Consider the following 26,547-nt stretch of genomic DNA (forward strand, 5'->3'; position numbering starts at 1 on the left):
TCGGCTTGTGTCCAACCTTTGCCCGTTTGCAGGGATTATGCTTGAATCATATCAGATGTTTGGCTGGATACTGGGATTATTACTGCTGTGCTGGGCGGTATTCAGTTCGCGGCTGTTTGTATTTATGGATAATCCCGGCAGCCGGCGGATAGAGCGGCTGGATGGCCTGCGCTTTCTGCTGGCATTCAGCGTAGCCATGCATCATTATGTTTACAGCTATTATTATCTGCATGGCCAGTCATGGACACCGGCTGTATTTGCGCATAACCCGCTCAACCTGCGCATGGGCGTATTCGGCGTTACCCTGTTTTTCATGCTCTCAGGCTATCTGTTTGCCCAATCCAGCCCGGCATCGTGGCTACATTTTTATCTGAAACGCTTCTTGCGCATTGCCCCGATATTTTATTTGTCTTCATGCTGTTGTGTGCTGCTGGCACTGTATCTGCAACAGCATACACTGGTAAGCCGCGATATGCTGCTAAACCTGTATTACTGGTTTGATGCCGGCATTACCGGTGTCAAACCGCCATTGTTTGGCATGCGGGATGCACGGCTGATTAATGCTGGTGTAGCGTGGACATTATACTGGGAATGGGCTTTTTACTTTTCCCTGCCGCTGTTGTGCTTTGTACGCCAGAAAACCGGCCAGCTACCGCTGGCAATCAGCGTGTTATTTATCGCCGTCTATTGTGTCGCCCCGTTTAATCAGCAAAAAGCCTATTTCATCGCCTGCTTTGCCGTGGGCGCACTGGCCAGAATAGTGCCAGCATCGGTACAAATACCGAAAAAGCTGTGTGATAGCGCAATTGTGCTGTTATTGGTGCTGATTTTCAGCATCACCACTGGCCGCTACCACATCAACTTCCTGCCCCTATTTGCCTTGCTGTTTATCCTGATAGCGCTGGGCGGCGATATATTTGGACTGCTCCGGCTGAAAGCCTTTGTCCGGCTTGGGGATGCCAGTTACAGCATTTATTTGTTACACGGCATTGGGTGGTTCTGTTTGAATCAAGTGATTCAGCTAACTGCAATCAATCTGAATAAGGCCGAATATACCCTGCTTGCTACTGTGGTATTGATTGGTTTAATGCTGATATGCACCTTAACCTATCGGTTTATTGAGCAACCTTTTATGCAGTTGGGTAGAAGTAAACGGCATATTTGAATAGAAGAAAATTATTTCTGTAGTAGCTTCATGTGGGTAAAAAGGTATTGTTTTTAGAATGTTTTAACTGTCAAAAACAGAGAAATTTAAACATAATAATCTGCAAACAAATATATATTCATTTTAGTGGAACTTCTCTTGTTATGCATAGCTCTTCCTTTGGTCGTCTACGCTCTTCAAGATATATAGCTAGTGATAAATAAATTATTGAATTTCTAGCTAATTTAATTAGTTGCATGAGCCTAGATTCAAATTGACTGATTGGTATTAACAGTGAATGAGAAGATAGTTTTTCTTTTTCATAGATAATTGATTTCAGGTACGTTAATGTTGAATTTAGGTTATCAATTTGCTTTTGAAGTTGTTTAGTCACTAAAGGATTGTTCTTATTTATAGCTTGTTTAAGCTTTAATTCAAGTTCTCTAATTTCATTTGATAATATATTCTTTTTTTCTTTTGTTTTAATAAATTCTGTATTCCTGTATGTATTCCCCGATGTTACAAGTTCATAGCCAAAATCATCAACTATCTTTAATGAACGATGTTCCATAGCATTTCTAATTTCTGCAAATGCTACTGCATTTGGGTCTAACCATTTTGTTACAGAGTCGGAGTTACCAACTTTACGGATATCTTTCAATATGTAAAATAAAGCATGAATAAAATGATTATCACTATCTTTTAGTTTTTTATGTGGTCTCCATTCATTATGTTTACTGGTGAAATCACGAAATAGATTATCAATACTGATTTTTTTGTCGTGCTTTAAATCATTCAAATCGAAAAACCGACTAATTAGATATGCTATTTTATCGAAAAGTGAATATATTGTTCTGAATGCCGATTTATACTGAGCAATTTTTAAATTATCAATTGAGTGAGACATATCTTCAACTTTTTGATATGTTGAATTGTATATATGAGAAGCATTGTTCGGTATATCTTTTGAGGAATATATTAAATACCGCGCATAACAGTAATCATTTTTTAGCTCATCATAATTACCGTGATAAACTAATTCTTCATGTAAGGTAAGAGAAGTATTAATTGAATGGATAAATGGTGAAAATGCGAAAATATCCTCATATACAATCGGATAATCACATACATCATTTAAATCATTAAGAAAGAGCCTGTTTTTAGCACACCATTCAAAATACAACTTTTGTTTTTTGGATGTATGCTTGATGGTATATTCTTTGAAATAATCAAAATCTGATGTTTTAAAAAATTTTTCAAACCATTTTTTAAACTCAAATAACCGTCCTCTTTCTTGAAGTGGTATTCTTTGTTCAGGACATAGTTGCTCAATATTTTCAATTCCTTTGTTTGTAAGTTCATAGGCAATAAAATAATGATATTCTGAATGTCCGTTATCATATAATGAATTAGCCAAGAATAATTCGTTATCAGCTTTGGCCATAATGGCTACAGGGTTGCCATCTATTGAAATAGCCTTATCATAGTGTGGAATGCAGCATAGTGCTCTGCCTTGTGATGAAAGGCGGTTAGCTAAATTCGTCTCTATCATAGACCTAAGATTATTATATGCATAAATATTATCTTTGAGTTCCCTCCAATCTGCTTTAGAAAGCGCATGTAAAGCCTTTCTGTAGAAAATCACGGATTTCACAAATCTTCTGAGTACCATTCAGTTTTACGAGTTTTATAAAGCTCAGAATAACAATTTCCAAGGATATAAAGATAATAGGCCTCATGAATGAGATGAGAAAAGTTAAAATCCCGTTCTGTAAAACGCTTAACTAATGCATCTAACGAAACGTGATCACCAGAGAGAATGTATTGATCAGCAAGAATATTGAATTCGTTAAGCTCAGTTTTTGTCATTAATAAAATGGTTCCTTAACAATATTAATATTTCAATTTATGAAAAGGTCTGATAGAAATAAGTGAATCATGCTGCATATACAATTATTGTACATATGAACACATTCTGCGTGGCTTAAAGAATAGTTTCAAGTACTTCAACGTTATCTGCCCGGAATAGTTACACTATCCCGGGCAGTTTTTTTATACAGTATCAGGGTGTTATTTCAGGAATAACTAATTGTCTGCTTGCTGTTGCTTTTCGGTATTCTGCAAGGTGGCTTGAACATGCTGTTCAGCACTGTCGGCATCATACGGGGTATCAGTAGCATCATTGTTACGTGGGTCAAGTTCAGGAGTTATCGGGCCAACATTGCCGGATACGGGTACATAAACACTGCGCTCCGAAATCGGTACGGCCGGCTGCATAAAGGTATATACCGCCAGAACAGTCGCAATAATGGCATACACGCTGTAAAAGCCATAGTGATTAAACAGCTGCATCACTGCACCGAGAAGCAACGGTGCTACCAGTGAACCCAAGCCATACACAAACAGCAGACAGCGATTCACTTCTACTGTATTCATATTGGCGGGTAAAACATCGTTGGCACGCGCCAGCCCCAGTGCATACAATGGGAAACCGCTACAGCCGATAGCCAGTGCAATCACGCATTGTGCCCAGATATTGCCCGGCATAACTAATAGCAGCAGCATACCACAGAATGCGGCTACCGCAGCTACACAGGCACAGCCGAAAATAATGCGCGGACGGCCGAATTTATTCGACAGCCAGGCGATAAACAATTGAATGGTGAAACCACCAATCATCGCTGAGCCGAGAAACAGGGATACTTTAGGCAGGCTGTAACCCAGTTTCAGTATGAATACGGAACCCATGGTGAAAAAGCCATTAATAAAAATCCCGGCCATAAAACAGGCTAACCATGCCAGTGGGACAATGGAAAGGACATGCGGCAGGCTGATGCGTTCGCGCTTGGGAATTTCCGGTTGCTGCATGCGTGTCAGCCCTACTGGCAATGTGGCGGCGATTACCAGAATGGCAGCCAGCGTGAAGATATTGTTACTGGACATATTCAGGCTCAGCAACAATACACTGGTCGCTGATGATACGTAATACACCACTTCATACAGCGCCAGAATTTTGGCGCGGGTCTGTGGGACACTGCGTGCGGTAAACCAGCTTTCCACCACCATTAATAAGCTGTAATGAGAAAAGCCCAGTACCGCACGCAATATGCCCCACATCCATAATTGTTCCACCATCAGATGGGCAAGGGCGGCTATGGCAAACAGGGCACCAAACACACTGAAGCTGCGGATATGCCCTACGCGCGAAATAATGCGGTGTGACACGATGGCAGAAATGGTGCCACCAACAAAAAAGGCTGCATTCAGAATACCAATGGTGATATTGCTTACCCCCATTTGGGACGGCTTTACCCCAGCGGAATTCAGAATCAGCCCATAACCGGAAAACAGGAAAAAAATGGAACCATATAAAGACAAAAACTGGCGCGTATGCATGCGGATACCGAAGAATAAGAATAGCGAAGCCTGACATCAAACAGCTATCAATGTACAGGAAGAGAGACTGTAAGATGCCAATTTATAAGTAAAAAACAGTTTATTTTGTGTAGCTTAATGACACTGTCCGGTTAATGCTGCTAGTAAACCCCAACATATTTTTTGCAGCAGTCCATGGTATCGTTGTGAACAGATTGGTATGCTATACAATTAGTATACAGGAATTTTAAGGCTGATACCGGGTAGCGCTTACCAAGTAATCTATTGTGCCTGATTGTACAGCAAACTGGCTGTGCCAGTCTGGCACAAGTTTAAACCGCCAGACGGATAAACAGCAATGCTAGGGGGCACATCAGACAACCGATAAGCCGGGTTCTGTCTGGGACAGTCATTCATCTGGGCGACACATTACTGTGCCGCTCAAGCAACCTACCCGAATGCTCGGCGAGCAGCGTCAGCGCATTCTGTTTGGTCTTGCTCCGAATGGGGTTTGGCCTGCTACACGTTGTTACCAACGGCACGGTGCGCTCTTACCGCACCATTTCACCCTTACCTGTGCTATGGGTAAACCACAGCCATCGGCGGTTATGCTTTCTGTTCCACTTTCCGTCGCCTCACGACGCCCGGCTGTTAGCCGGCATTCTGCTCTGTGGAGCCCGGACTTTCCTCCATGCACGTATATTGTGCACAGCGACTGTCTGGTATGCTGATGTGCCGGCAGGATTTTAACACAAACCAAAGAGAGCTGATTTATATTTCAGATTATGTATAATGATTTCGTTTATCATTTTTCTGGCTACAATAATCGTTTGTGCGGCCGTTATGGCTCAATTATGCAGAAAGTCCACGCAGTATGTTATTGAACCGATTCTTAAGCTGGTTTGAAAACCGCATTGATGCTTATCCTGAAACATTGCCGCAGCCGTCGCGAAAGGGGGTGCTGCCGTTTATCTGGAGCTGTCTGGAGGGCGCACGCCTCTGGCTGCTGGTGATGGTAATTATGACTATTGGTACGGGGATTCTGGAGGCTTTGGTATTCCGGTTTCTCGGTACGGTGGTCGACTGGCTTGGTGGCTATGCACCAGACAGATTGTGGCCGGAAAAAGGGCATGAGCTGATTCTGATGGCGGCAGTAATGATATTCAGTATTTTCTGGTCGTTTCTGTCTTCCAATGTGCAGTTTCAAACTCTGCAAGGTGCTTTTCCGATGCGCTTGCGCTGGAATTTTCACCGCCTGATGCTCGGGCAGAGTATGGGTTTTTATCAGGACGAATTTGCCGGACGGGTTTCTGCCAAAGTAATGCAAACGGCGCTGGCGGTACGCGATACAGTGATGTCGGTGGCCAATATGCTGGTGTATGTACTGGTATATTTTGTTACCAGCGGCATTATTCTGGCTGGTATGGATAGCTGGTTATTATTGCCATTTGTTCTGTGGATTGTGCTGTTTGTGCTGGTACTGCGCTTTTTGATTCCGAAACTGTCTAAAACCGCTCAGCAGCAGGCGGATGCACGCAGCCTGATGACCGGCCGCATTACTGATGCCTATACCAATATTGCTACGGTAAAGCTGTTTTCTCATAGTGCACGTGAAGCTGCCTACGCCAAGGCATCTATGCAGGAATTTCTGGTGACGGTCAACGCGCAGATGCGGCTGGCGACTTTGCTCGACAGTCTGAGTACTGCGATTAATATTTTGCTGGTGGTCAGCTCCGCCGGTCTGGGTATCTGGTTATGGATAAATGGGCAGGTTGGTGTGGGTGCGATTGCCACCGCTACGGCAATGGCGTCGCGGATTAATGGCTTGTCACACTGGGTAATGTGGGAAAGTGCACGCCTGTTTGAGAATATCGGCACGGTGGAAGATGGCATGAAAATCCTGTCCCGCCCCCATACAATTGTGGATAAGCCAAAAGCTCTGCCGTTAAAGGTTAATCAGGGCGCAATTGATTTTGAGCATGTGAATTTTGCCTATAGCGACGATAAACCGCTGTTGCGCGACTTTAATCTGCATATCCGTGCCGGTGAAAAAGTGGGTCTGGTAGGGCGCAGTGGTGCCGGTAAAACCACGCTGACCAATCTGCTGCTGCGTTTTTATGATGTAAAAGGTGGGCGCATTCTGATTGATGGTCAGGATATCCGTGATGTTACGCAGGATAGTCTGCGCGCGGCATTGGGGCTGGTAACGCAGGATACATCTCTGCTGCACCGTTCTGTGCGCGACAATATTGTCTATGGGCGCCCGGATGCCTCAGAAGAAGCGATGGTACAGGCAGCACAACAGGCTGCTGCTGATGGCTTTATTCCGGCATTGAGCGATGCCAAGGCACGGCATGGCTATGATGCCCATGTCGGCGAACGCGGGGTAAAGCTGTCTGGCGGGCAGCGTCAGCGCATTGCCATTGCGCGGGTGATTCTGAAAGATGCTCCCATTCTGCTTTTGGATGAGGCCACCAGTGCGCTGGATTCAGAAGTGGAAGCGGCCATTCAGGAAAATCTTACCCGGCTGATGCAGGGTAAAACCGTGGTGGCCATTGCGCATCGTTTGTCTACGATTGCAGCTATGGATCGGCTGATTGTGATGGATAAGGGGCAGATTGTCGAGCAGGGGACACATAGCGAGCTGCTGGCCAAAAATGGCGTTTATGCCATGCTGTGGCAACGGCAAAGTGGTGGTTTTCTGCCTGAGGCTTGATGGTTACTGCACATGTTAAAGTTCTTCCCGTTAACATATAACTGTTCTAAAATAGCCTGTGCTGATTAGAAATAAGTAATTGTATAAAAAAGGAGAAGTAATATGGATGTCAATATACATACAGGCCTCGTTCATACATTACAGGCAATTGTCGGACAGGAACATACTCTTACTGATCCGGCACATACCCTGCCTTACCGGCAGGGCATCCGTTTCGGTGTGGGCGATGCTATGGCTGTGGTGCTCCCGGGTACACTGGTTGAGCAGTGGCGTGTATTAAAAGCCTGTGTGGAAGCCGACGTGATTGTCATCACCCAGTCTGCCAATACCGGCCTCACCGGTGGTTCTACTCCGGATGGTAACGATTATGACCGGCCGATTGTGATTGTCAGCACGCGCCGGCTGGATGGCATTCAGGTGATTGAAAATGGCGAACAGGTAATCTGTTTGCCGGGCAGTACCCTGTATCGTCTGGAAAAAGAGCTGAAAAAATACCAGCGTGGCCCGCATTCCGTGATTGGTTCATCCTGTATCGGCGCATCGGTTATGGGCGGTGTGTGCAACAATTCAGGCGGTGCGCTTATCCAGCGCGGCCCTGCCTATACCCAGATGGCTGTTTTTGCTCAGCTTGATGAAAACAGCCAGCTGCATCTGGTTAATCATCTTGGCATTGAGCTGGGAGATGACCCGGAAACCATTTTGCAGAATCTGCAAAATGGTCATTACAGTGATAAAGACATCAAGCGCGATGCCGGCATGGGACATGACCACGAATACCGCGACCATGTGCGCGAGATTGATGCAGATACGCCGGCGCGCTTTAATGCCGATCCGGCACGCCACTATGAAGCTTCCGGCAGTGCCGGACGTCTGATGGTATTTGCCGTGCGTCTGGATACTTTCCCATTAGAAAAAAATTCTGCGGTTTTCTATATCGGCAGCAATGATACGCATGAGCTGGATGATATTCGCCGTCATATTCTCAGTACATTCAAAAATCTGCCGGTATCGGGCGAATATATGCACCGCGAGGCTTTTGATATTGCTGCGGTATATGGCAAGGATATTTTTGTTGCCATTCAGAAGTTCGGTACCGATGCCATGCCGCGCCTGTTTGCTTTCAAGAACTTTGTCGACCGTACGTTGGCAAAAATTCCGTTTTTCCCGAAGAATTTTTCAGACCGTTTTGCGGTATTCATGTGCAAATTCCTGCCTCAGCACTTACCTCAGTCAATCCGTGACTACCGCGACCGTTACGAGCATCACCTTATCTTGAAAATGGCTGACGATGGTATTGCCGAAGCAGAAGAATTTCTGCAAACCTTTTTCGAGCAAAAAACCGGCAGTTATTTCCGCTGTAATGAAAAAGAAGCCGAAGCCGCCATGCTGCATCGCTTTGCCGCAGCCGGCGCGGCTACTACCTACCGCAATGTGCATAGCGATACGGTAGAAAACATTGTTGCGCTGGATGTGGCCTTGCGGCGCAATGACAGCGACTGGTTCGAAACATTGCCACAAAGCATTAATCAGCACTTTATTCATAAAATGTATTATGGCCACTTTTTCTGCCATGTTTTCCATCAGGATTATATTGCCAAAAAAGGTACCGACTGCAATAAGGTTGAAGATGAAATGCTGGTATTGCTGGATCAGCGTGGCGCACAGTATCCGGCAGAACATAATGTTGGCCATTTATATCATGCCAAGCCAGCCCTGAAAAAATTCTATCGCCAGCTTGACCCAACCAATAGCTTTAATCCCGGTATTGGTAAAACCTCGAAAAAGAAATACTGGGCTTAATCTAACAACTTTTGCTACCGAAACCACCAGCGTTCAGCAATGTCTGGTGGTGTTATTTTATCCAGAGGCAACGCTTGCTGTCATGCAGCAGATTGGTGAGTTTCTATTATAGATAATTGAAAATATGGCTATTTAATCCATATGGATACATGGAATATGCTGTGTTTGATTACACCTGTGGCGTAACAGACAGAAGGAGAGAGCAACATGCAATAGTGTTATCTGGGCAAAGGCAGGGAGTATCTGCTTTGGGTTTAGGCTGCATAGGATTAAGTTTATGGACATGGTTCTGCTCAGGATGCCACGCAGGCCATCGAAGTGATTCGTGTCGCTGCGGTGGGTTAGAGCATAACCCTGTTTAATACTGATGAAGTTTATACTCCTTATCAGAATGGTTGCGTAGTGGGGCAAGTCTTAAAGCCTTATCATCAGCAGGCGGTGATGGCCAACCCAATCCGGTATTAGCAGCAATGAAAATAAACAGCAGATTTCAAATTGAAATTTTTTGGAGCACAGCAATCATCCCGTTTACTGTGTGCCTGTATAGCATTAATACTGTTGTAGCGCAGGCAGGTGGCTGAGTTATTACTGCCGCTAATGTATATCCAAACAGGTAATGCAATACCTGTTTAAATCTGTATTACATGTTTGTCATTAATATTTAGCTTCAAATCCTGACACCACTTCACTATAGGTATATTAATACTTTCCATTGCTGGTGGTTATACAGCATAAAGTAACAGTATCTGGCTAAAATCCGTGTACAATAATATACCCATAGCCTGCCGCAGCAGGCTTTAATTTATCTATCAGGCAGGTACTGCTGCGTCAGGATATATGGCCTGTACGCATGGCAGTAACATCCTGAGTTACACAGTGCAACAATTAGGACAACGATACAATGGATAGCCATAGCAATCCCAGCGAGATGGAACGTCTGCATCTGGACACCGACCACATCTGTGAGCTGGTTGCTACCCTTTTACCGGTGGCCGAACATATCCATTCGCACACCCAGTCTTATTTACAGACACCAGAGCAGCAGCAGGCACTGGCTGAATTGATTGCCGCCCTGCACGAACTGCATCCCGCCGATATGGCTACCCTGTTGGAATCATTGCCATTGCAGGAACGTATGCTGGTGTGGAAGCTGGTCACACCCGCAGAAGATGGTGAGGTGTTACTGGAAGTTTCTGATCCGGTACGTGAAACCCTGATTGAGAATATGGCACAGCAGGAGCTGCTGGCTGCTGTGGATAATCTGGATGCCGATGAGCTGGCTGAGCTGGCACCAGATTTGCCCAAAGAAGTTGTCTATGAAGCAATAAGTAGCCGCGATGAAGAAGAACGGGCGCAAATTACCGCCGCCATGTCGTTTGAAGATAATCAGGTTGGCGCGCTGATGGATTTTGAGCTGGTCAGTATCCGTGCTGACGTAAGCTGCGAAGTGGTATTGCGTTATCTGCGCCGGTTTGAGCGCCTGCCTGACCATACTGATAAAATCTTTGTTGTCGACAATTATGATGTGCTGCAAGGCGTGTTGCCCATCCGCAGCCTGCTGGTAGCTGACCCGGATTTGCTGGTTTCTACCGTCATGGCCGATGATGTGGTTACTTTCCGTCCGGAAGACGATGCCGAAGAAGCGGCCGCAGCATTTGAACGCTATGACTTGGTAACGGCGCCGGTAGTAGACAGTAACCGCAAATTAATCGGACGCATCACCGTAGATGAAATGGTAGATGTGATTCGTGAAGAATCCGAAACCGATATGCTGAACATGGCTGGTTTGCGCGAAGAGGAAGACTTGTTTGCACCGGTAGTCGATTCGGTAAAAAACCGCTGGATCTGGCTAGCTGTCAATCTGTGTACCGCTTTTGTGGCCAGCCGCGTGATTGGCATGTTTGAAAACTCAATTGAAAAAATTGTTGCACTGGCTACCCTGATGCCGATTGTGGCCGGTATTGGGGGTAACTCCGGTAATCAGACCATTACCATGATTGTACGTGCCATGACTTATGGTCAGATTAGCAATAGTCAGGCATGGCGTTTACTGCGTAAAGAAGAGGGCGTTGCTCTCGTCAATGGCCTTATCTGGGGCTCAGTGATGGCCATAGTTTCCTATTTCCTCTATCACAGCGTTGGCATTGGTCTGGTGATGGTGGCCGCCATGACACTGAATTTATTACTCGCAGCTACCGTTGGCGTGCTCATTCCCGTGTGCATGCAGAAAGCCGGCCGCGATCCGGCACTGGGCAGCAGTGTGCTGATTACCGCTGTCACTGATTCTGGTGGCTTTTTTATCTTTCTCGGTCTGGCTACCCTGTTTCTGTTATAAACCGGCTTTGCTAAGTAAATAATGAATACTGATTTGCCCATTACCATTGACGGCTGGTTACACAACTGCGGCTTACCACGACTGGAAGCGCGTATGTTGCTCCAGCAAGTGCTGGATATCAACCATACCTACATCATTGCCTATGGCCAGCAGCTACTGAGTACTGGTGAACAGGCCAGCCTGAATCAGTTGGCACAGCGACGGCTGGCAGGTGAACCATTAGCCTATCTGCTTGGCTGGCGCGAATTTTACAGCCGGCGTTTTCAGGTTTCTTCAGCGGTATTGATTCCCCGCCCGGAAACCGAACATCTGGTGGAAGCTGCACTGGCACATTTGCCTGAACAGGGCACTCTGTGGGATTTGGGTACAGGCAGTGGCGTTATCGCTGTTACCGTTGCCTGTGAACGTCCTGATGCGCAGGTATGGGCAGCAGACATCAGTACAGAGGCACTGGCAGTCGCAAGCAGCAATGCCACAGCCTTGCAGGCAAATGTACATTTCGGGCAGGGTTCATGGTATCAGGCGCAGCCACAGCCAGCGCTGCACAGCGTAGATGTGATTGTATCCAATCCACCGTATATCCCTGCACACGACCAGCATTTGCAGCAAGGAGATTTACGCTTTGAGCCGCAGCATGCACTAACAGATAATCACAATGGTTTGAGTGCATTGGCAACGATTATTGCCGGTGCCGCAGCCTTTCTGCGTCCGGCTGGCTGGCTGTTACTGGAACATGGGTTCGATCAGGGAAAAGCGGTGCGTGATATGCTGGCGCAACACAGTTTCAGCCAGATTCAAACCTTACCTGATTTGGCCGGTCTGGACAGAGTGACTCTGGGACAAAGCAATATCCATTCCTGATTTGCCCCGTAGCTTAACTTTTTCATCCAAAATAAGAACATCAGGCCGCAGAAACAAAGTCTGCGGCCTGATACAAGTTGTCATTACTTATTTACGGCATTAAGAATACTCAGAACAGATCAATTAAGACCGCCATCATCGACATAATCAAATTGATAAATGGCCCTAGTATAAAAGACAGTGCACCGCTGATAATCATAAATATAATAATCCATGTGCCATAGGGTTCCAACTTGCGGTATTGCATCGAAGCACGGGGCGACAGAAAGCTGTCAACGAAGCGGGCGCCCGGCTGCGGCGGAATCGGCAGCAGACTAAAAAAGCAGAACACGGCATTAAACCGCATACCCATTATCCCCATCAACATCATTGGTTCCTGAAAGTATTCCGGTACCCAGCGACTGATAATCACCACAATCGTCCAGCACAGACACATCAGCAGATTGGCCAGCGGGCTGGCAATGGCCACCAGACGCTCACCCTTGCGCAGATTAGTGAAATTACGCGGATCAATCGGTACCGGCTTGGCCCAGCCAACCATAAAATAACCCTGCAAAACAATCAGGGTAAAGGCTGGGACAATAATTGTTCCCATAATATCAATGTATTTGGCCGGGTTCAGGCTTAGCCTGCCCATCGTCTCAGCCGTACGGTCGCCACAATAACGTGCCATATAGCCACAGGCCGCTTCCGAAAGAGTAATGGCCAGTAAAATCGGCAAAATAGCCAGCAATAAAAAAGCCAGATCAAATTTCTGCAAGGTAAAATCCTTAAAACATAAATAAAAACTACCACATTAGGCATGACATAGTACCAGTTTGTCCTTTACAAACCAAATACGGTCGTATCACCTTTGCCTGCACGTATCAGTGAAATACCCTCAGTCATATCAATTACCGTTGTCGGCTCCGTACCACACCAGCCACCATCTATCACCAAATCAACCGTATGTTCCAGTTGATCACGTATCTCATACGGATCAGTTAAAGGTTCACTTTCATGTGGCAGCATCAGCGTACACGATAACATCGGTTCACCCAGATTCTGTAATAACGCCAGCGCAATCCGATTATCCGGTACACGTAAACCAATGGTTTTACGTTTTGGATGCAACGTACGGGCAGGTACCTCTTTAGTTGCCTGTAAAATAAAAGTATAACTGCCGGGTGTGGTGGCTTTGAGCAAGCGAAACTGACTATTATCTACTTTAGCATAAACACCCAGTTGGCTCAGATCATGGCACATCAGCGTAAGATGGTGTTTCTGGTCAATACCACGCAAACGCAGAATCCGTTCCATTGCCTCTTTATTGCCCAGCTGGCAACCCAGTGCATAACAGGAGTCAGTTGGATAAACAATCACACCGCCATGACGAACAATATCCGCTGCCTGAGCAATCAGGCGTTCCTGCGGATCAGTAGGATGAATAGCAAAAAACTGTGCCATAAATGATTTCCTCATCTTGTATTCATAATTGCAATCAGTTATTGTAAACATAAGCATGTCACACTGACAGACAATAATATGCCCGACTAGCTATTAAGAAGTATTACAGGCAATAAACAGACGCAGCAAATATTCAGACGGGCATCAGTATAAACAAAAATTTTGCGGAAAAATTCACCATGCAGCCTGAAATCGTCTATGGAAATTTATTAGAGCAACCTGTTGATGTTATCGTCAACGCATGGAACCGGAACATCATTCCATGGTGGTTACTGTTGCCACAGGGTGTATCCGGTGCCATCAAGCGAAAAGCCGGCTATGCACCCTTTCGCCAGTTAGGCAGAGCTGGGGCGCTTAAATTAGGTTCCGCAGTTGTTACCAATGCCGGTAAATTACCCTATCAGGCCATCATTCATGTGGCAGGCATCAATATGTTCTGGCGCGCCAGCGCTTATTCAATCCGCACATCAGTTATTTCCGCTATGGACATTGTTAATACCCAGAACTATGCATCTGTTGCTTTTCCACTGATTGGTGCCGGCTCAGGCGGCTTTAGTCCGGAGCAGGCACTTGAGCTTATTCAGGAAACATTGTTACCGATTGAAACCAATGCACGGGTTATTATTGTTAAATATATGCCCACTTAATCAATAACTGTACGAGGAATTATTAAATAGTTGATCAAGTTTCTATCGTTCGGGCAACATCAGAGCAGCTTGATGCTGCTGCTTTACTGTTTGCCAGCTATCGCCAGTTTTACGGCCTGACTGATAATTAAACGGAAAGCAGAAAATTTATTCAGGAAAGACTGGAGAAGCAGGATTCAGCCATCTTCATTGCCTACCATCAGCAACAAGCCTGCGGATTTGTACAGTTATATTTTTCCTTTTCTTCATTATCAATATCACCCACTATAATCCTCAACGACTTGTATATCCCTGTAAGCCACCGGCAAAAGGGCATCGCCACCCAGCTCATGCAATACGTAAAAAAAATTTGCCCGTGATGGAGGCTACAGTGGCATTTCATCATGCACCGCCAATGACAATCACAAAGCAAGAGCTCTATATGAACAGGCGGGATATCAAATTGATGAACAATTTGTTTATTATTCTTTAAACTTAAAATAAACCCATAACAAAAGTGTCCCAAATAGCCAAACAGTAGTGAAATAGCCACACAACATTAATCATAATCAGCCTATCAGAATAAAAACGGCTGATTATTTTTGACTATCTGTAGAACATAATTTACAGTACGCCACTCTATCAAATCATCAACATTGCAATGGAAAGGAATAATTATGCTTGTACTACCTATCCCTTGCAGGTCATTCCAGGGCTAATCACCTCCTGATCCTTGGCTTCGGCCTGCCAATTTATTCTTCAGCACGCTAATCCTGTTCAGCCCCGATGAACATGGCTAACTATTGCTTGCTTATTACCAAATAAAAATAATTGGAATGGATCAGAATGGGCAATTCTATTCAGCCGCTGGCGGACAACATCACCCTGATAGCAACACCAGAACTCTGGTTAGAGGGCGAAGCCATCCAGCAGCTACAAACAACAGCAACACTTCCCAATATTAAATTTGTAGCCGGTATGCCGGATTTACACCCCGGCCGTGGTTATCCGGTAGGTGCAGCTTTTTTTACTACACAATATCTTTATCCGGCGCTCATTGGCGGAGATATCGGCTGCGGCATGTCATTATGGCAAACCACAGTAAAAATCCATGCCATGAATCAGGCCAAACTGATTAAACGTCTGGGCAATATCGACCAGCCCCTGTCTGAAGCAGAATGCATCAGCCTGTGGCCAGATATTCAGTCACTTGCGGAACACACGTATGCTTCCGGTACCATTGGCGGCGGCAATCACTTTGCCGAACTGCAAATGCTGGAAACCATTTATGCGCCGGAAACTGCCCGGCAAATCGGGCTAAACCGGCAACATCTGCAACTGATGGTGCATAGCGGTTCACGTGGTCTGGGCGGTGTGATTCTGGATAAACACATCCGCCAGTATGGCCATCAGGGTTTAGTTGCCGATAGCGTTGCTGGCAGCACTTACCTGATGCAGCACAATCAGGCTCTGGATTATGCACAACAAAACCGGGAGCTGATTGGCCGGCGCATACTGGCCAACCTGCGCGCGCAGGGACAAAAGCTGGTAGATATCAGCCACAACTTTATCGAGCCAGTCACCATTAACGGTGAATGTGGCTGGCTGCATCGTAAAGGTGCCGCAGCAGCCACGAAAGGACTGGTGATTATTCCGGGTTCACGCGGTGATTTCAGCTATCTGGTGCAGCCACTGGACACCGCATCCGCGCTGTATTCACTGGCACACGGTGCCGGACGCAAATGGCAGCGCTCAGCCTGCAAAGGCAGACTGGCAGGGCACTACAGTGCCGAACAGCTCACCCGTACCGGACATGGCAGCCGCGTAATCTGCTGCGACCGTGAACTCCTATATGAAGAAGCACCACAGGCATATAAATCAATTGACAGTGTCATTGCCGCCATGGTTCAGGCCGATTTAATCCGGCCAATAGCACGCTTCAAACCGGTAATCACCTATAAAGTTCAAACGGAGAAAAAATAATGCAACTCTTGCAATTATCTGCCGCTTACGGACCGGCAGAATGCTGTCTGGCGGTGGTAAAAGCGTTGGCACGCTTACAATATGAAGCCAAACAAATACAGGTTAAAGTAGAAATTGTGGAACAGGAACCAGCTAAACACGGGCTGCATTCAGTACTGGTTACCTTGGATGGTGCACAGGCCAAGGCATTGGCTGATAGGTGGCAGGGCACCATTCAATGGATTTGCCCCAGCCCTTATCGCCCGCAGCACAAACGCAAAAACTGGTTTATCGGAGCAAGCTGTTTTAACCCAATTGTCCAGCAGCAGCCTGATGAAATTGTCTTCGAAACCATGCGTGCGTCTGGAGCAGGTGGTCAGCACATTAACAAAACCGAATCAGCAGTCAGAGCCACCCATGTGGCCAGCGGTATCAGCGTTAAAGTGCAAACTGAGCGTAGCCAGCATGCCAACAAAAAACTCGCAGTGTTATTGCTTCAGCATAAACTGGCACAACAGGCGCAGCAGTTACAGGCAAAACATAAAGCCGCACAACACAAGCACCACCATCAGATAGCGCGCGGTAATCCAGTGCGTATATTTACCCAGCTTGATTTCATACCTCTGTAATTGTCTACAGGCAACCAGATATATTTATGGTTGCCTGCCAGACACAGCCTGCAAATAGCCATAACAGTTGCTCTTAAACAAGCAATTACAATAAGCATCTTTATGAAAAAAACAAAGCACATCAGGAAAATAATGTAAATAAATCATAAAAAACAGGTGGCTACCATAGTCTGTTTCAGACATAACAGATACAGTATCAGTACAATATCTGGCAAAACGCTACGATTGTAAAAGACAATGCATGCAAATCATGCCCAGATAAAACACCTGTTGCGCAGACAAAGGAAGCCATAATGAATCCCATCTATATCAATATCATCTTTAAAATGTTGGTAGCGTTTTGCATATTGCTGGTGTATATCAATTTATCCGGTAAAGGGTCTCTGGCACCGATTTCTGCCATCGATCAAGTAGGTAACGTGGTTTTGGGGGCGATTATCGGTGGTCCCTTATATAATCCTTCCATCAGCATAACATTACTGATGAGTGCATCCATTTTCTGGGCTGGGCTGTTATTACTTGTGCGTTATGCTACATTCAAGCGCAATATCGCCAAAGACTTTGTCGATGGCACCTCAATACGCTTAATGGAAAATGGCATCGTACTATCACAGAATTTTCGCAAAGCCAAACTGTCTATCCGCGATTTCATCATGTTATTGCATCAGCGCGGCTATCCCAGCCTGGAAGTGCTCAGTGATGTCTGGTTTGAATACAACGGCCAGATGACAGTGGTCAAAAAAGGCGATCCCGCCATGGCCGTGGTGGTGATTGAAAATGGCGTAATTAATTATCCAAGTCTGGAAGCGTTAGGGCATGATGAAGAATGGCTGGACAAAGAGCTAAACCGTTTGGGACAAAAACTGGATGAAGTCTTTCTGGCCGAAGTGCATGAACAGAAGCTCTGGGTTTATCCAGATGTCAAAAAAGCTAGCTGAGATTACCACCGCATTCCTGCTTCAAAGTTAGCCGGCAGTATCATTTCATACGTCTAGATGCAGACAGTAGCTAATGAAATTAATACAGAATGAATAAAAATTCAACCAGACACCTGATTAATTTATAGCATACAGAAGAGATACTTAATTATTCCTGCCTATTTGGCTAAACCCCTAATTTGCATTGATATTCTCATCGCTATGACCAGAGTATTCAATCAGCTATTCTAAAACTTCTAATCAAACAGAAAAATTAATTCTGAAACCGAATTACTTTAACATCTGTAATTTTTTCATCCAGCAGATATAGTTCTTGGCACTCTCATTAACTTCATCCAATGTTATCTTATAATCTGCTTCCGGTTCAGTATTTGCACCATAAACCGCAAATACAGACTGATAATCTGCATGTACATAATTCATGGTTAATTCAAACGGCTTTAAAATATCCTCAAGCGAGGTCTGATAACGTCCATCTTTAGTGTAATCACCTTTTTTAATCCCCGCAGAAACCGCCAAACCAACTTTTTTGTTTGTTAATTTATCTCCACAGCGGCCATAAGCCCATCCATAAGTAAATACCTCGTCCAGCCACTGTTTTAACAGTGGCGGACAATTAAACCAGTAAACCGGAAACTGCAAAATCAGATTATGGTGGTTTTCAATCAGATTCTGTTCGAAACGCACATCTATTTTATTTGATGGGTAACATGCATATAAATCATGTATGGTTAACTGATTATCGTACTGAGTTAATTTTTTAAGCCAGTACTGATTCACTGTAGAAGCCGCTAAGTCAGGATGAGCCACAACAATCAATGTTTCTTTCATAATAAAAACCTTCAAGACTTTGTTATAAAAACATATAAATTAAGTGGTTCAATATAATTTAGGTGGTTTATAATGTAAAGTACGGTAATTAAAGTTATATACTGTATAAAAGGAAAGTATAAAATGAAAAATGAACATTGCAGTGCTGATAAACTGGCGAACAGTGGTTTTGGCTATACCCTTTCTATAATTAAAGGAAAATACAAAGTAATCATTCTTTACTGGTTGAATGAAAATCAGCCAACCATGCGTTTCAATGAGCTAAAACGCTGTATTGATAAAATTTCATTTAAAACCTTAAGCAATACATTAAAAGAAATGGAACGGGACAAACTGATATTCAGAAAAGAATATCCACAAATACCCCCAAAAGTAGAGTATGGATTGCTTGAACGGGGCAAATCTCTGGTTCCTGTTTTAGATATGTTGTGCCAATGGGGAAATAAACATAAAAATGATGTGCTATAAATCTAGAAGCAACAAATAAATTTATTTTAATACGCTGCGGTGCTGAAAATTGCCCGGATAAAAGCATACGAATTAATGGTTATCTTGTTTTCAGACAGGAAACTACAATGTAAAAAAGTAACCGTAAATATTGAGAGAAACCAGAATAAGGATATTGATGGTTATCGGTAGAAAACAGCACAGTCTGTTTAGAATAAAGTTTGACGATATCACACAAGTCTTAATTGACCTTTTTAAGTGCAAACTTTTTAAAATTTTCAATTATTGAAATCACATAAAATGCATGTAACAACAATAACATAATTGGATTGAAATCAGACGGTGATACAAATTAATGTCATGGACTAAGCTATTAGCCAAAATAAATGCCCTGTTTCAAAACAGGGCATTTAAAAATCTGGTTGCGGGGGCAGGATTCGAACCTACGACCTTCGGGTTATGAGCCCGACGAGCTACCATGCTGCTCCACCCCGCGTCTGGTAAGGAAGTCATTATACGGATAACCAGCGCAATGTCAACTAAAAAGCGGATTAACCATACATGTTTTATTATGACTGTTGATTTGGCTGATGATTTTTCCAGCAACGTACCAAATCATATACCGCAGCCAAAGCCGCTTTAGGCGTCAATTCATCAGGATTAAGGGCATTTAGCTGAGCACATAAATCCGCCGGCATCATGGTTACAGAAAAAGTATCTGCATCGGCATTGGCCACCTCTGCTTCTACCACATCTTCTGATTGTGCCTGAAACATATCCAGTTGTGGTTGCTCATTAGCTGCATGCTGTTCCAGTGCCTGCAAATACCGGTAAGCAGCATTCAGTGCCCGTGCAGGCAAGCCGGCCAGTTTCGCCACCGCTATCCCATAGCTTTTACTGGCTGGGCCGGGTTCAATATGATGCAGAAAAACAATGTCTTGCCCTTGCTCCAGTGCAGCCAGATGCATATTGAATGCATGCGCATATTGTTCCGGTAATCTGGTTAATTCAAAATAGTGAGTGGCAAAAAGAGTATAACTGCGGTTTTTTTGCAGCAAATGTTCAGCAATGGCCTGTGCCAGTGCCAAACCGTCAAAAGTAGATGTACCTCGGCCAACCTCATCCATTAATACCAGCGAGCGGTCAGTAGCATGATGCAGAATATAGGCGGTTTCCGACATTTCCACCATAAAGGTAGAACGATTGCCAGCCAGATCATCTGAAGCGCCAATGCGGGTAAATATCTGGTCAAACTCTCCCAGCGTACAGCTGTCTGCTGGCACCGGTGCACCAATATGCGCTAGCAACACAATTAAAGCTACCTGCCGCATATACGTCGATTTACCACCCATATTCGGGCCAGTCAGTAACATCAGGCGGCGTTTATCATCAAGCTGGGTATCATTAGCAGTAAACTGACTAACCTGTGCCGCTACTACAGGATGGCGGCCATTACTAATCTGTAAACACGGATAATTCACCAGTTTTGGGAAGCAATAATGTTCAGCATTGGCATAGCTGGCCAGCGTAGTTAATACATCCAGAGTGGCGGCAGCGCGGGCACATCGTTGCAATACCGGCAGCTCAGCCTGTAACTGCAACAGCAGAGCATCATATAACTGCTTTTCCCGAGCCAGTGCATTTTGCTGAGCACTTAGTACCTTTTCTTCAAATGCCTTTAATTCAGGTGTGACATAACGTTCAGCATTTTTCAGTGTTTGGCGTCGCTGATAGTCTGCCGGTGCCTGTTCAGACTGCACCTTGCTCAACTCAATATAAAACCCATGCACTCGATTAAATTCAACTTTCAGGCTGGATAAACCCGTGCGCTCCCGTTCCCGATTTTCCAGTTGCTGCAAAAATTCATCGCCATGATTCTGTAGACGACGCAGCTCATCCAGCTCGGCATCAAAACCGTCATTAATCACCCCACCATCGCGCAACCATATTGCTGGTTCAGGCATAATGGCCATAGTTAATTGTTGAGCTACAGGCATTGCCGATGGGAACTGTTCCAGCAGAGTCTGTACTAGGCTACTTTGGTCAGATTCTTCCAAACGAAAAGCGGCCAAAACTGCCAGACTGTCACGCAAAGCCGATAAATCACGCGGCCGTGCACTGCCAATAGCAATACGCGCGGCAATACGCTCAATATCCGCCACCTGTTTTAACATTGCCGTGACTTGTGCACTCAGTGGTGCCAGCGCAGCGGCCGCCTGCTGGCGCGCCTCGATTTGTTCACGCTGGCGTAACGGCTGGTGCAGCCACTGTGCCAGCAGACGGCTACCCATATGCGTTGCACACTGATCCAAAACCGAAAACAGTGTCGGCGCTTTCTGGCCACTTAACGTTTGGGTTAATTCCAGATTGCGCCGAGTGGCTGCATCCATGCCGATATAAGCGGATTCATGCTCTAGAGTCAGACTATCCAGATGTTTAGGTAACTGCATTTGTGTCTGCTGCACATAATTCAGCAAAGCACCTGCTGCCCCGATGGCAGCATCATGCTCCCCTAAGTGTAAGCCGAAAGCACGTAAATCCTGACTGCCAAAATAGCGCTGAATCATACGGGCACCCGTATCTGCCGCAAATTGCCATGTATGTAAACGGGTCAGTTGCCGGTCTTGGCCGGCGAGATCCAGCTTGTCCTGTGTTTGGTCTGAAAGCAGAATTTCCGCAGCCTGCAAGCGAGCCAGTTCATGCGGCAGAGCTTCTGGCGAAATGATTTTGCAGCAAAATTCCCCGTTTTGCAGCGATAGCCAAGCTACACCTAGTTGTTTTTTCAACAGAGAAACCGCCACAATCCGGTTGGTTTCCTTATCTTCCAGTAATGCTGTATCAGTCAGCGTGCCTGGTGTAACAATCCGTACAACCTGCCGTTCCACTGGCCCCTTACTAGCGCCCACTTCACCAGTCTGCTCACAAATGGCCACACTTTTGCCCAGCTTTACCAGCTTGGCCAGATACTGTTCCACCGCATGATAGGGCACACCAGCCATTTTGATGGGCTCCCCGTTAATCTGCCCACGAGTAGTCAGCGTAATATCCAACAAACGTGCAGCTTCAACAGCATCATCCAGAAACAGCTCATAAAAGTCGCCCATCCGGTAAAATAGCAGCTTGTCCTGATGGTCAGCCTTAATGGCCAGATATTGCGTCATCATCGGTGTCAGGGTGGGTTTACTCATGGCGTAACAAGATATTTGATTTGGCTAAAAAAGCTATTGTAACAGAGTGTTCAGCTTCCGTTTATGCACAAGCGGATATCCCCATAAGAATCCGGCCACCTGCTACCCTTGTTTAATAGCGTGAATGACTGTCATAATGGTGTAAAAATGCGGCTTGTATCCGTATCGTCTTCTATTAAAGAATATGTCAAAAATTATGCCATCAATGAAATTCAGCTCAATTCGCCGTTGGGTACTGTGGTTTAGTGTGTTATTTCTGGCGGCCTGTACCCTCAGTCATAAACCAGTAGATAAAATCCTGTCTGGTGGAGGCGGCGCATTGACACCGGGCACACCCTTGCCATTAAGCTATGCTTATACGCCGGGTAAAGCCGGCGTCAGCTATAGGGTAGTCTCCTATCATGAGTTGCCACAATGGACTGCCCAGTCATTTATCGATAGTCTGGAAGCATTTAAAACCAGCTGCAACAAGCTGCAAATGCAACCAGCCTGGCAGACCGTGTGTCAGCAGGCAGCACGGACACCCAGACACAATCATCAAGCCAAAGCATTTTTTGAAACTTATTTCACGCCATGGCAAGTCAGTCAGAACGGACAACTGGCCGGTACCGTAACCGGCTATTACGAACCCATGCTGCTAGGTGATACCAGACAGACAGCACAGGCGCGCTTTCCCATTTATGGCATTCCTAATGACTTTGTCGTCGTCCCGCTTAGTCCAGGGCAGCGTCAGGGTATTGTTCGTATTCGTCTTACCGGCGCAAACAATGGTGTCATTACACCCAGTGGAAATTACACAGCCAATCTGGCCTCTTTTCCTTTGAATGAGAAAACACGGGCACTGAAAGGCAGGATAAGCGGTAGTCAGCTTGTCCCGTATTACACTCGTGCCCAGATCAATGCAGGGGCACTCAATGGCAAAGCGCCTATTCTGGGTTATGCCAATGATGCAGTAGAGTTATTTTTTCTGCATGTGCAGGGGTCAGGACAGTTGAAAACACCGGATGGACGGATGTTGCGTCTCAGTTTTGCCGATAAAAATGATTACCCCTATGTATCAATTGGTAAATACATGGCAAACAGGGGTTACTTGCCTCTGGCACAGACTTCAATGCAGGGTATTAAAGCGTGGTTACAACAACATCCGCAGCAGTTGGCCGAAGTATTAGGGCAAAATCCCAGCTATGTCTTCTTTCGCGCATCAGTAGAACCCGCCAGTGGGCCCACAGGTGCATTAGGCGTACCACTTACCAAAGGATATTCTGCTGCTGTGGACAGTCATTTTATTAACCTTGGTGCTCCACTATTTGTGGCAACAACACATCCGGCCAGTGGTTATGGGTTAAATCGGCTACTGATGGCACAGGATACCGGTAGTGCCATCAATGGTGCAATAAGAGTAGATTATTTCTGGGGTTATGGCGACGACGCCGGCAATCTGGCCGGTAAAATGAAGTATCCTGGTTACATATGGGAACTATTACCTAACGGAATGTTGCCTCAGATTAAATAAAAATCTGGCGAACAAATGCAAGGTAAGGTAAAATACTTAAAGTATTGACAATTGTATGTGAAGCGTTCCGTAAATGAAAAACATGCATTTAACCATGCGCTCATGCATCTGGCAGTTAACTACAATAAAAGGGATGTAAATTATGGAGTTATATTTGCCTATTGCCCTTTTAGTCATATTGCTGGTTGTATTGCTTGTGCTGAAAAAGCGGCAGAAAGCGGGAGGTCGTGCCAAAGGCAAAAATGCTACCCGCAAAAAACAATCTGCATCCAAACGCAGTAAAGGTACAGGAAGCAAGGCTGCGCCATCTGACGAGGAAGCGGCAGAACTGCTGGCAGATGAAGACTGGGACTGGCAACCAATGCAGCCAGACAAGGCTACGGTTTCTGTTGCTACTGTGGATCACCTTACCGAATATAAGGTTTATAAACAGTTTGGTTACTTCCAGAAAGCTGCTGACTCACTTGCTTCATATCTGGAGCAGAATGTCGCTCAGCAGAGTCCGGCAATGGCCAATACACTGGTCAATGAATTGGCTGGATTATGTATAGAAGCCAAAAATACAGATAAGCTTGCTGAGGTAATTGATCAGTATCGCAATTATCTGCAACGACCTGAACTGGAAAATCTGATTCGCCAAGGTCTTGCCCTAGATGAGAATCATCTGGGTTTGCGCGTGCTAGCAGAAGATCTGCTGCAGTGGGACGTTAAGGAAACGGAAAAAGAAGTTGGTATCAATCAGGATAAAAAACCAGAAGATACCAGATCGGAAATCGAGTCTGCCAGTAATGCTCGACATATCACTGAACAGCCATATGAATTACTGGTTGAAGGTAATATGGGGAATTTTAAAATTCGTGGCGACGAGCGTGATGTTCTACTAAGTTTCTCTAAGCCAGAAAACAGCTATGTATTGCTGAAAGAGCAATTGCCTTATGATGCAGCCATCCGCTGCCTGAATAAGGCTATTAAAACATCCAGAAAACCTGCCGGACTAATTATTGATGCCTTGGCGCTGGATTACCGACGTAATAATATCAATGTATTTGCTCAGCATCTGTGGCGTTTATACTATACTTTAGGTCAGTACGGTAATGTTATAAAAGAACGCATGCTGGGTTGGGGCTATAGTCTTGGACAGCATCCAATGTTTGACCAGCTTGAAGCCAAGCCTAATGAAACCGTGCTACGCGATATTGGGATAACGCAGGGCTACTTGCCCGTGAATAGCAGTGCACTCAAGGCCAAACGCCTGTCTTTGGTCGACAAGGCTGCTTCAGATAATGACGTTGCCGAGACCCCTGCAGAGCGCGTATTGCGTGACGTCGAATCATTGCTTACCTTTGGTCAGTTTGATGAAGCAACGGATTTACTGGAAAAATCAGTTCTGCTTTATCCACAGGAGTCACAGCTCTACATTACTTTATTTGACTTGTATGAACGTGCAGAAGAGTGGATACGTTTGGAAAAAATGTTACAGGTAATCCGTGCCGAAATTCAGACGCCACCTGAAGAAGTTGTACTTGCTATGAGTCAATTATTGAAACGTATTAACCACGGTGGTGTGCAAAATCAATGATGAACAATTCAATACCTAAAGTAAAAACTGCCTATGTTTTGCTCGTCAATGTGGATGATCGCCAGACAGCCATGTTGCGCATGGCATTCAAAATGTACAATAGCGTTAACTACCAGCTAATTCAGCCTGAGGATAATGTGCAGCCTGAACTGATTCTGGTAGATGGTGACGCAGCCGATGGTGAGGCGGTATGGCAAAAGGTAAAAAAGAAATATCCTGATGCTGTAGTCGTGTTTTTTGGTCGTAATTCGCCCTCATTCACCGCACCATATCTGATGAAACCAATCAGATTCGATACCCTGTTTCAGCATCTGCGCAATTTGCAGCAGGGTAATGGTGTCTGGCTGGCTGACAATAAAGCAGCTGCTGCACAGAAAGAAAGTGTCAGTGAGCAGGCGGTGGCCAGTAGTACTGCACAACAGGAACCCAAGGCTGTGGATCATTCGCAGCAGGCAGTAACTGTAGTACGTTTCCACACAAATGGAACACTGCTGGGCATGGTGCAGAAGTTGGCGCAGCAAACTGAAGATACTGCAATCCTTTTTGAAAACAAACCTGTACTAATTGTTTTTCCAAGTGTTGAAAAAGTATTGCTGGCAGTTGAAAGTGACGTTTTACAACAATTGTGTACACAAACAGATGTTGAGTGGCAGACAAAGGCTGTTCCTGCATCTGCGCCAACCGCACAGTTGCATGATAAAGCCAAACTGACTCTACAATCCTGTATATGGCAGTTGTCGATCTGGACGGCTCGTGGTCGCCTGATTGATCCTATTACACCTGATACAATTATCAAGCTGAGGGCCTGGCCAAATATGACTCGTATGGCTTATCTGCCTGAATCTATGCGCCTGTCGGCTTTTCTGGTGCGTACACCTGTCGCACTTAACACCTTATACAAGCTGTTGCCCGTTTCACTTGAAGATGTATTAAACTATATAGCTGCCACATATTCAATTGGTTCCCTGATTATCGAGCAGCCATTAACTCATTCTGCTACGCAACAGGAAAAAGAAATGATTCTGACCCGGAAAACACCACAGGCTGTTGCCAAATCAGCAGCTGGTGAACAAACGGCAGAGCATAATGAAAGCGATGAAAGCAAGCCGAAAGGTTTACTGGCACGTTTGATGGGTCGCTTGCGTGGCAATTAATAC

At 45.3% G+C, this 26,547-nt stretch carries 21 protein-coding genes, 1 tRNA gene and 1 other RNA gene; 14 read left to right on the forward strand and 9 right to left on the reverse strand.

What is annotated here, in order from left to right; genetic code table 11:
- The first annotated feature begins 37 nt into the window (after nucleotides 1–37).
- On the forward strand, nucleotides 38–1,165 hold the full coding sequence (locus tag MJ764_RS07035) for an acyltransferase family protein (protein ID WP_239325894.1): 1,128 nt from the start codon (nucleotides 38–40) through the stop codon (nucleotides 1,163–1,165).
- A gap of 118 nt (nucleotides 1,166–1,283) precedes the next feature.
- Here the strand turns inward: MJ764_RS07035 and MJ764_RS07040 are convergent, their stop codons facing one another.
- The 4 genes from MJ764_RS07040 to rnpB form a co-directional block, all read right to left on the reverse strand.
- Nucleotides 1,284–2,798 carry an LA2681 family HEPN domain-containing protein gene (locus tag MJ764_RS07040; protein WP_239325896.1) on the reverse strand — a complete coding sequence of 505 codons (1,515 nt, stop codon included), beginning with the start codon at nucleotides 2,796–2,798 and terminating at the stop codon, nucleotides 1,284–1,286.
- A complete protein-coding gene (locus MJ764_RS07045; RefSeq protein WP_239325898.1) occupies nucleotides 2,795–3,013 on the reverse strand; it encodes a hypothetical protein in 219 nt (72 codons plus the stop codon). The genes MJ764_RS07040 and MJ764_RS07045 overlap by 4 nt, the downstream gene beginning before the upstream one ends.
- A gap of 216 nt (nucleotides 3,014–3,229) precedes the next feature.
- The gene (locus tag MJ764_RS07050) at nucleotides 3,230–4,540 is read right to left on the reverse strand and encodes an MFS transporter (protein ID WP_239325900.1); all 1,311 of its coding nucleotides are present in this window, start codon (nucleotides 4,538–4,540) and stop codon (nucleotides 3,230–3,232) included.
- 348 nt (nucleotides 4,541–4,888) lie between these two features.
- Nucleotides 4,889–5,250, reverse strand: an RNA gene (gene rnpB, locus MJ764_RS07055) — RNase P RNA component class A.
- Nucleotides 5,251–5,393: 143 nt separating this feature from the next.
- Here rnpB and MJ764_RS07060 point away from each other — a divergent pair.
- The 4 genes from MJ764_RS07060 (at nucleotide 5,394) to prmC (ending at nucleotide 12,231) form a co-directional block, all read left to right on the forward strand.
- The gene (locus MJ764_RS07060) at nucleotides 5,394–7,235 is read left to right on the forward strand and encodes an ABC transporter ATP-binding protein (protein ID WP_239325902.1); all 1,842 of its coding nucleotides are present in this window, start codon (nucleotides 5,394–5,396) and stop codon (nucleotides 7,233–7,235) included.
- A gap of 102 nt (nucleotides 7,236–7,337) precedes the next feature.
- Nucleotides 7,338–9,035: a D-lactate dehydrogenase gene (gene dld, locus MJ764_RS07065; protein WP_239325904.1), complete on the forward strand. Its 1,698-nt coding sequence runs from the start codon at nucleotides 7,338–7,340 to the stop codon at nucleotides 9,033–9,035.
- Between the two features lie 901 nt (nucleotides 9,036–9,936).
- Nucleotides 9,937–11,370, forward strand: a complete 1,434-nt coding sequence (gene mgtE / locus MJ764_RS07070) for a magnesium transporter (protein WP_239325906.1) — start codon at nucleotides 9,937–9,939, stop codon at nucleotides 11,368–11,370.
- Nucleotides 11,371–11,391: 21 nt separating this feature from the next.
- On the forward strand, nucleotides 11,392–12,231 hold the full coding sequence (gene prmC, locus MJ764_RS07075; RefSeq protein ID WP_239325908.1) for a peptide chain release factor N(5)-glutamine methyltransferase: 840 nt from the start codon (nucleotides 11,392–11,394) through the stop codon (nucleotides 12,229–12,231).
- 109 nt (nucleotides 12,232–12,340) lie between these two features.
- Here prmC and MJ764_RS07080 read toward each other — a convergent pair whose 3' ends face one another.
- Both MJ764_RS07080 and MJ764_RS07085 read right to left on the reverse strand, forming a co-directional pair.
- Entirely contained in the window at nucleotides 12,341–12,991 is a 651-nt protein-coding gene (locus MJ764_RS07080; RefSeq protein WP_239325910.1) for a site-2 protease family protein, read from the reverse strand.
- A gap of 65 nt (nucleotides 12,992–13,056) precedes the next feature.
- The gene (locus tag MJ764_RS07085) at nucleotides 13,057–13,677 is read right to left on the reverse strand and encodes an L-threonylcarbamoyladenylate synthase (protein WP_239325912.1); all 621 of its coding nucleotides are present in this window, start codon (nucleotides 13,675–13,677) and stop codon (nucleotides 13,057–13,059) included.
- A 179-nt stretch (nucleotides 13,678–13,856) separates the two neighbouring features.
- Here MJ764_RS07085 and MJ764_RS07090 point away from each other — a divergent pair, with 179 nt between their 5' ends.
- The 5 genes from MJ764_RS07090 to MJ764_RS07105 all read left to right on the forward strand — a co-directional run bounded on the left by MJ764_RS07090 (nucleotide 13,857) and on the right by MJ764_RS07105 (nucleotide 17,832).
- A complete protein-coding gene (locus MJ764_RS07090) occupies nucleotides 13,857–14,324 on the forward strand; it encodes a macro domain-containing protein (RefSeq protein WP_239325914.1) in 468 nt (155 codons plus the stop codon).
- Between the two features lie 149 nt (nucleotides 14,325–14,473).
- Entirely contained in the window at nucleotides 14,474–14,683 is a 210-nt protein-coding gene (locus MJ764_RS11640) for a GNAT family N-acetyltransferase (protein WP_420853940.1), read from the forward strand.
- Nucleotides 14,684–15,149: 466 nt separating this feature from the next.
- Entirely contained in the window at nucleotides 15,150–16,286 is a 1,137-nt protein-coding gene (locus MJ764_RS07095; protein WP_239325916.1) for an RNA ligase RtcB family protein, read from the forward strand.
- Nucleotides 16,286–16,894, forward strand: a complete 609-nt coding sequence (gene prfH, locus MJ764_RS07100) for a peptide chain release factor H (RefSeq protein ID WP_239325918.1) — start codon at nucleotides 16,286–16,288, stop codon at nucleotides 16,892–16,894. Before MJ764_RS07095 ends, prfH begins: the two co-directional genes overlap by 1 nt.
- A gap of 293 nt (nucleotides 16,895–17,187) precedes the next feature.
- The gene (locus MJ764_RS07105; protein ID WP_239325919.1) at nucleotides 17,188–17,832 is read left to right on the forward strand and encodes a DUF421 domain-containing protein; all 645 of its coding nucleotides are present in this window, start codon (nucleotides 17,188–17,190) and stop codon (nucleotides 17,830–17,832) included.
- A 270-nt stretch (nucleotides 17,833–18,102) separates the two neighbouring features.
- Here the strand turns inward: MJ764_RS07105 and MJ764_RS07110 are convergent, their stop codons facing one another.
- Nucleotides 18,103–18,663 carry an NAD(P)H-dependent oxidoreductase gene (locus MJ764_RS07110; protein WP_239325920.1) on the reverse strand — a complete coding sequence of 187 codons (561 nt, stop codon included), beginning with the start codon at nucleotides 18,661–18,663 and terminating at the stop codon, nucleotides 18,103–18,105.
- A gap of 123 nt (nucleotides 18,664–18,786) precedes the next feature.
- Here MJ764_RS07110 and MJ764_RS07115 point away from each other — a divergent pair, with 123 nt between their 5' ends.
- The gene (locus tag MJ764_RS07115; protein ID WP_239325921.1) at nucleotides 18,787–19,131 is read left to right on the forward strand and encodes a winged helix-turn-helix transcriptional regulator; all 345 of its coding nucleotides are present in this window, start codon (nucleotides 18,787–18,789) and stop codon (nucleotides 19,129–19,131) included.
- 398 nt (nucleotides 19,132–19,529) lie between these two features.
- On the opposite strand, the gene MJ764_RS07120 is transcribed toward MJ764_RS07115, so the two are convergent.
- Nucleotides 19,530–19,606: transfer RNA gene (locus tag MJ764_RS07120), tRNA-Met, on the reverse strand.
- Nucleotides 19,607–19,679: 73 nt separating this feature from the next.
- Nucleotides 19,680–22,298 carry a DNA mismatch repair protein MutS gene (gene mutS / locus MJ764_RS07125; protein WP_239325922.1) on the reverse strand — a complete coding sequence of 873 codons (2,619 nt, stop codon included), beginning with the start codon at nucleotides 22,296–22,298 and terminating at the stop codon, nucleotides 19,680–19,682.
- Between the two features lie 205 nt (nucleotides 22,299–22,503).
- Between mutS and mltA the strand changes: the two genes are divergently transcribed.
- The 3 genes from mltA to MJ764_RS07140 all read left to right on the forward strand — a co-directional run bounded on the left by mltA (nucleotide 22,504) and on the right by MJ764_RS07140 (nucleotide 26,544).
- Entirely contained in the window at nucleotides 22,504–23,811 is a 1,308-nt protein-coding gene (gene mltA, locus MJ764_RS07130; protein ID WP_420853941.1) for a murein transglycosylase A, read from the forward strand.
- 142 nt (nucleotides 23,812–23,953) lie between these two features.
- Nucleotides 23,954–25,390, forward strand: coding sequence for a hypothetical protein (locus MJ764_RS07135; RefSeq protein ID WP_239325924.1), 1,437 nt, complete (start codon nucleotides 23,954–23,956; stop codon nucleotides 25,388–25,390).
- Nucleotides 25,387–26,544 (forward strand): alpha-glucan phosphorylase, encoded by a 1,158-nt coding sequence (locus MJ764_RS07140; protein ID WP_239325925.1) that lies wholly within the window; start codon nucleotides 25,387–25,389, stop codon nucleotides 26,542–26,544. Before MJ764_RS07135 ends, MJ764_RS07140 begins: the two co-directional genes overlap by 4 nt.
- Nucleotides 26,545–26,547 lie beyond the last annotated feature (3 nt).

The sequence above is a fragment of the Snodgrassella gandavensis genome, from assembly GCF_914768025.1.
Lineage (GTDB): Bacteria > Pseudomonadota > Gammaproteobacteria > Burkholderiales > Neisseriaceae > Snodgrassella > Snodgrassella gandavensis.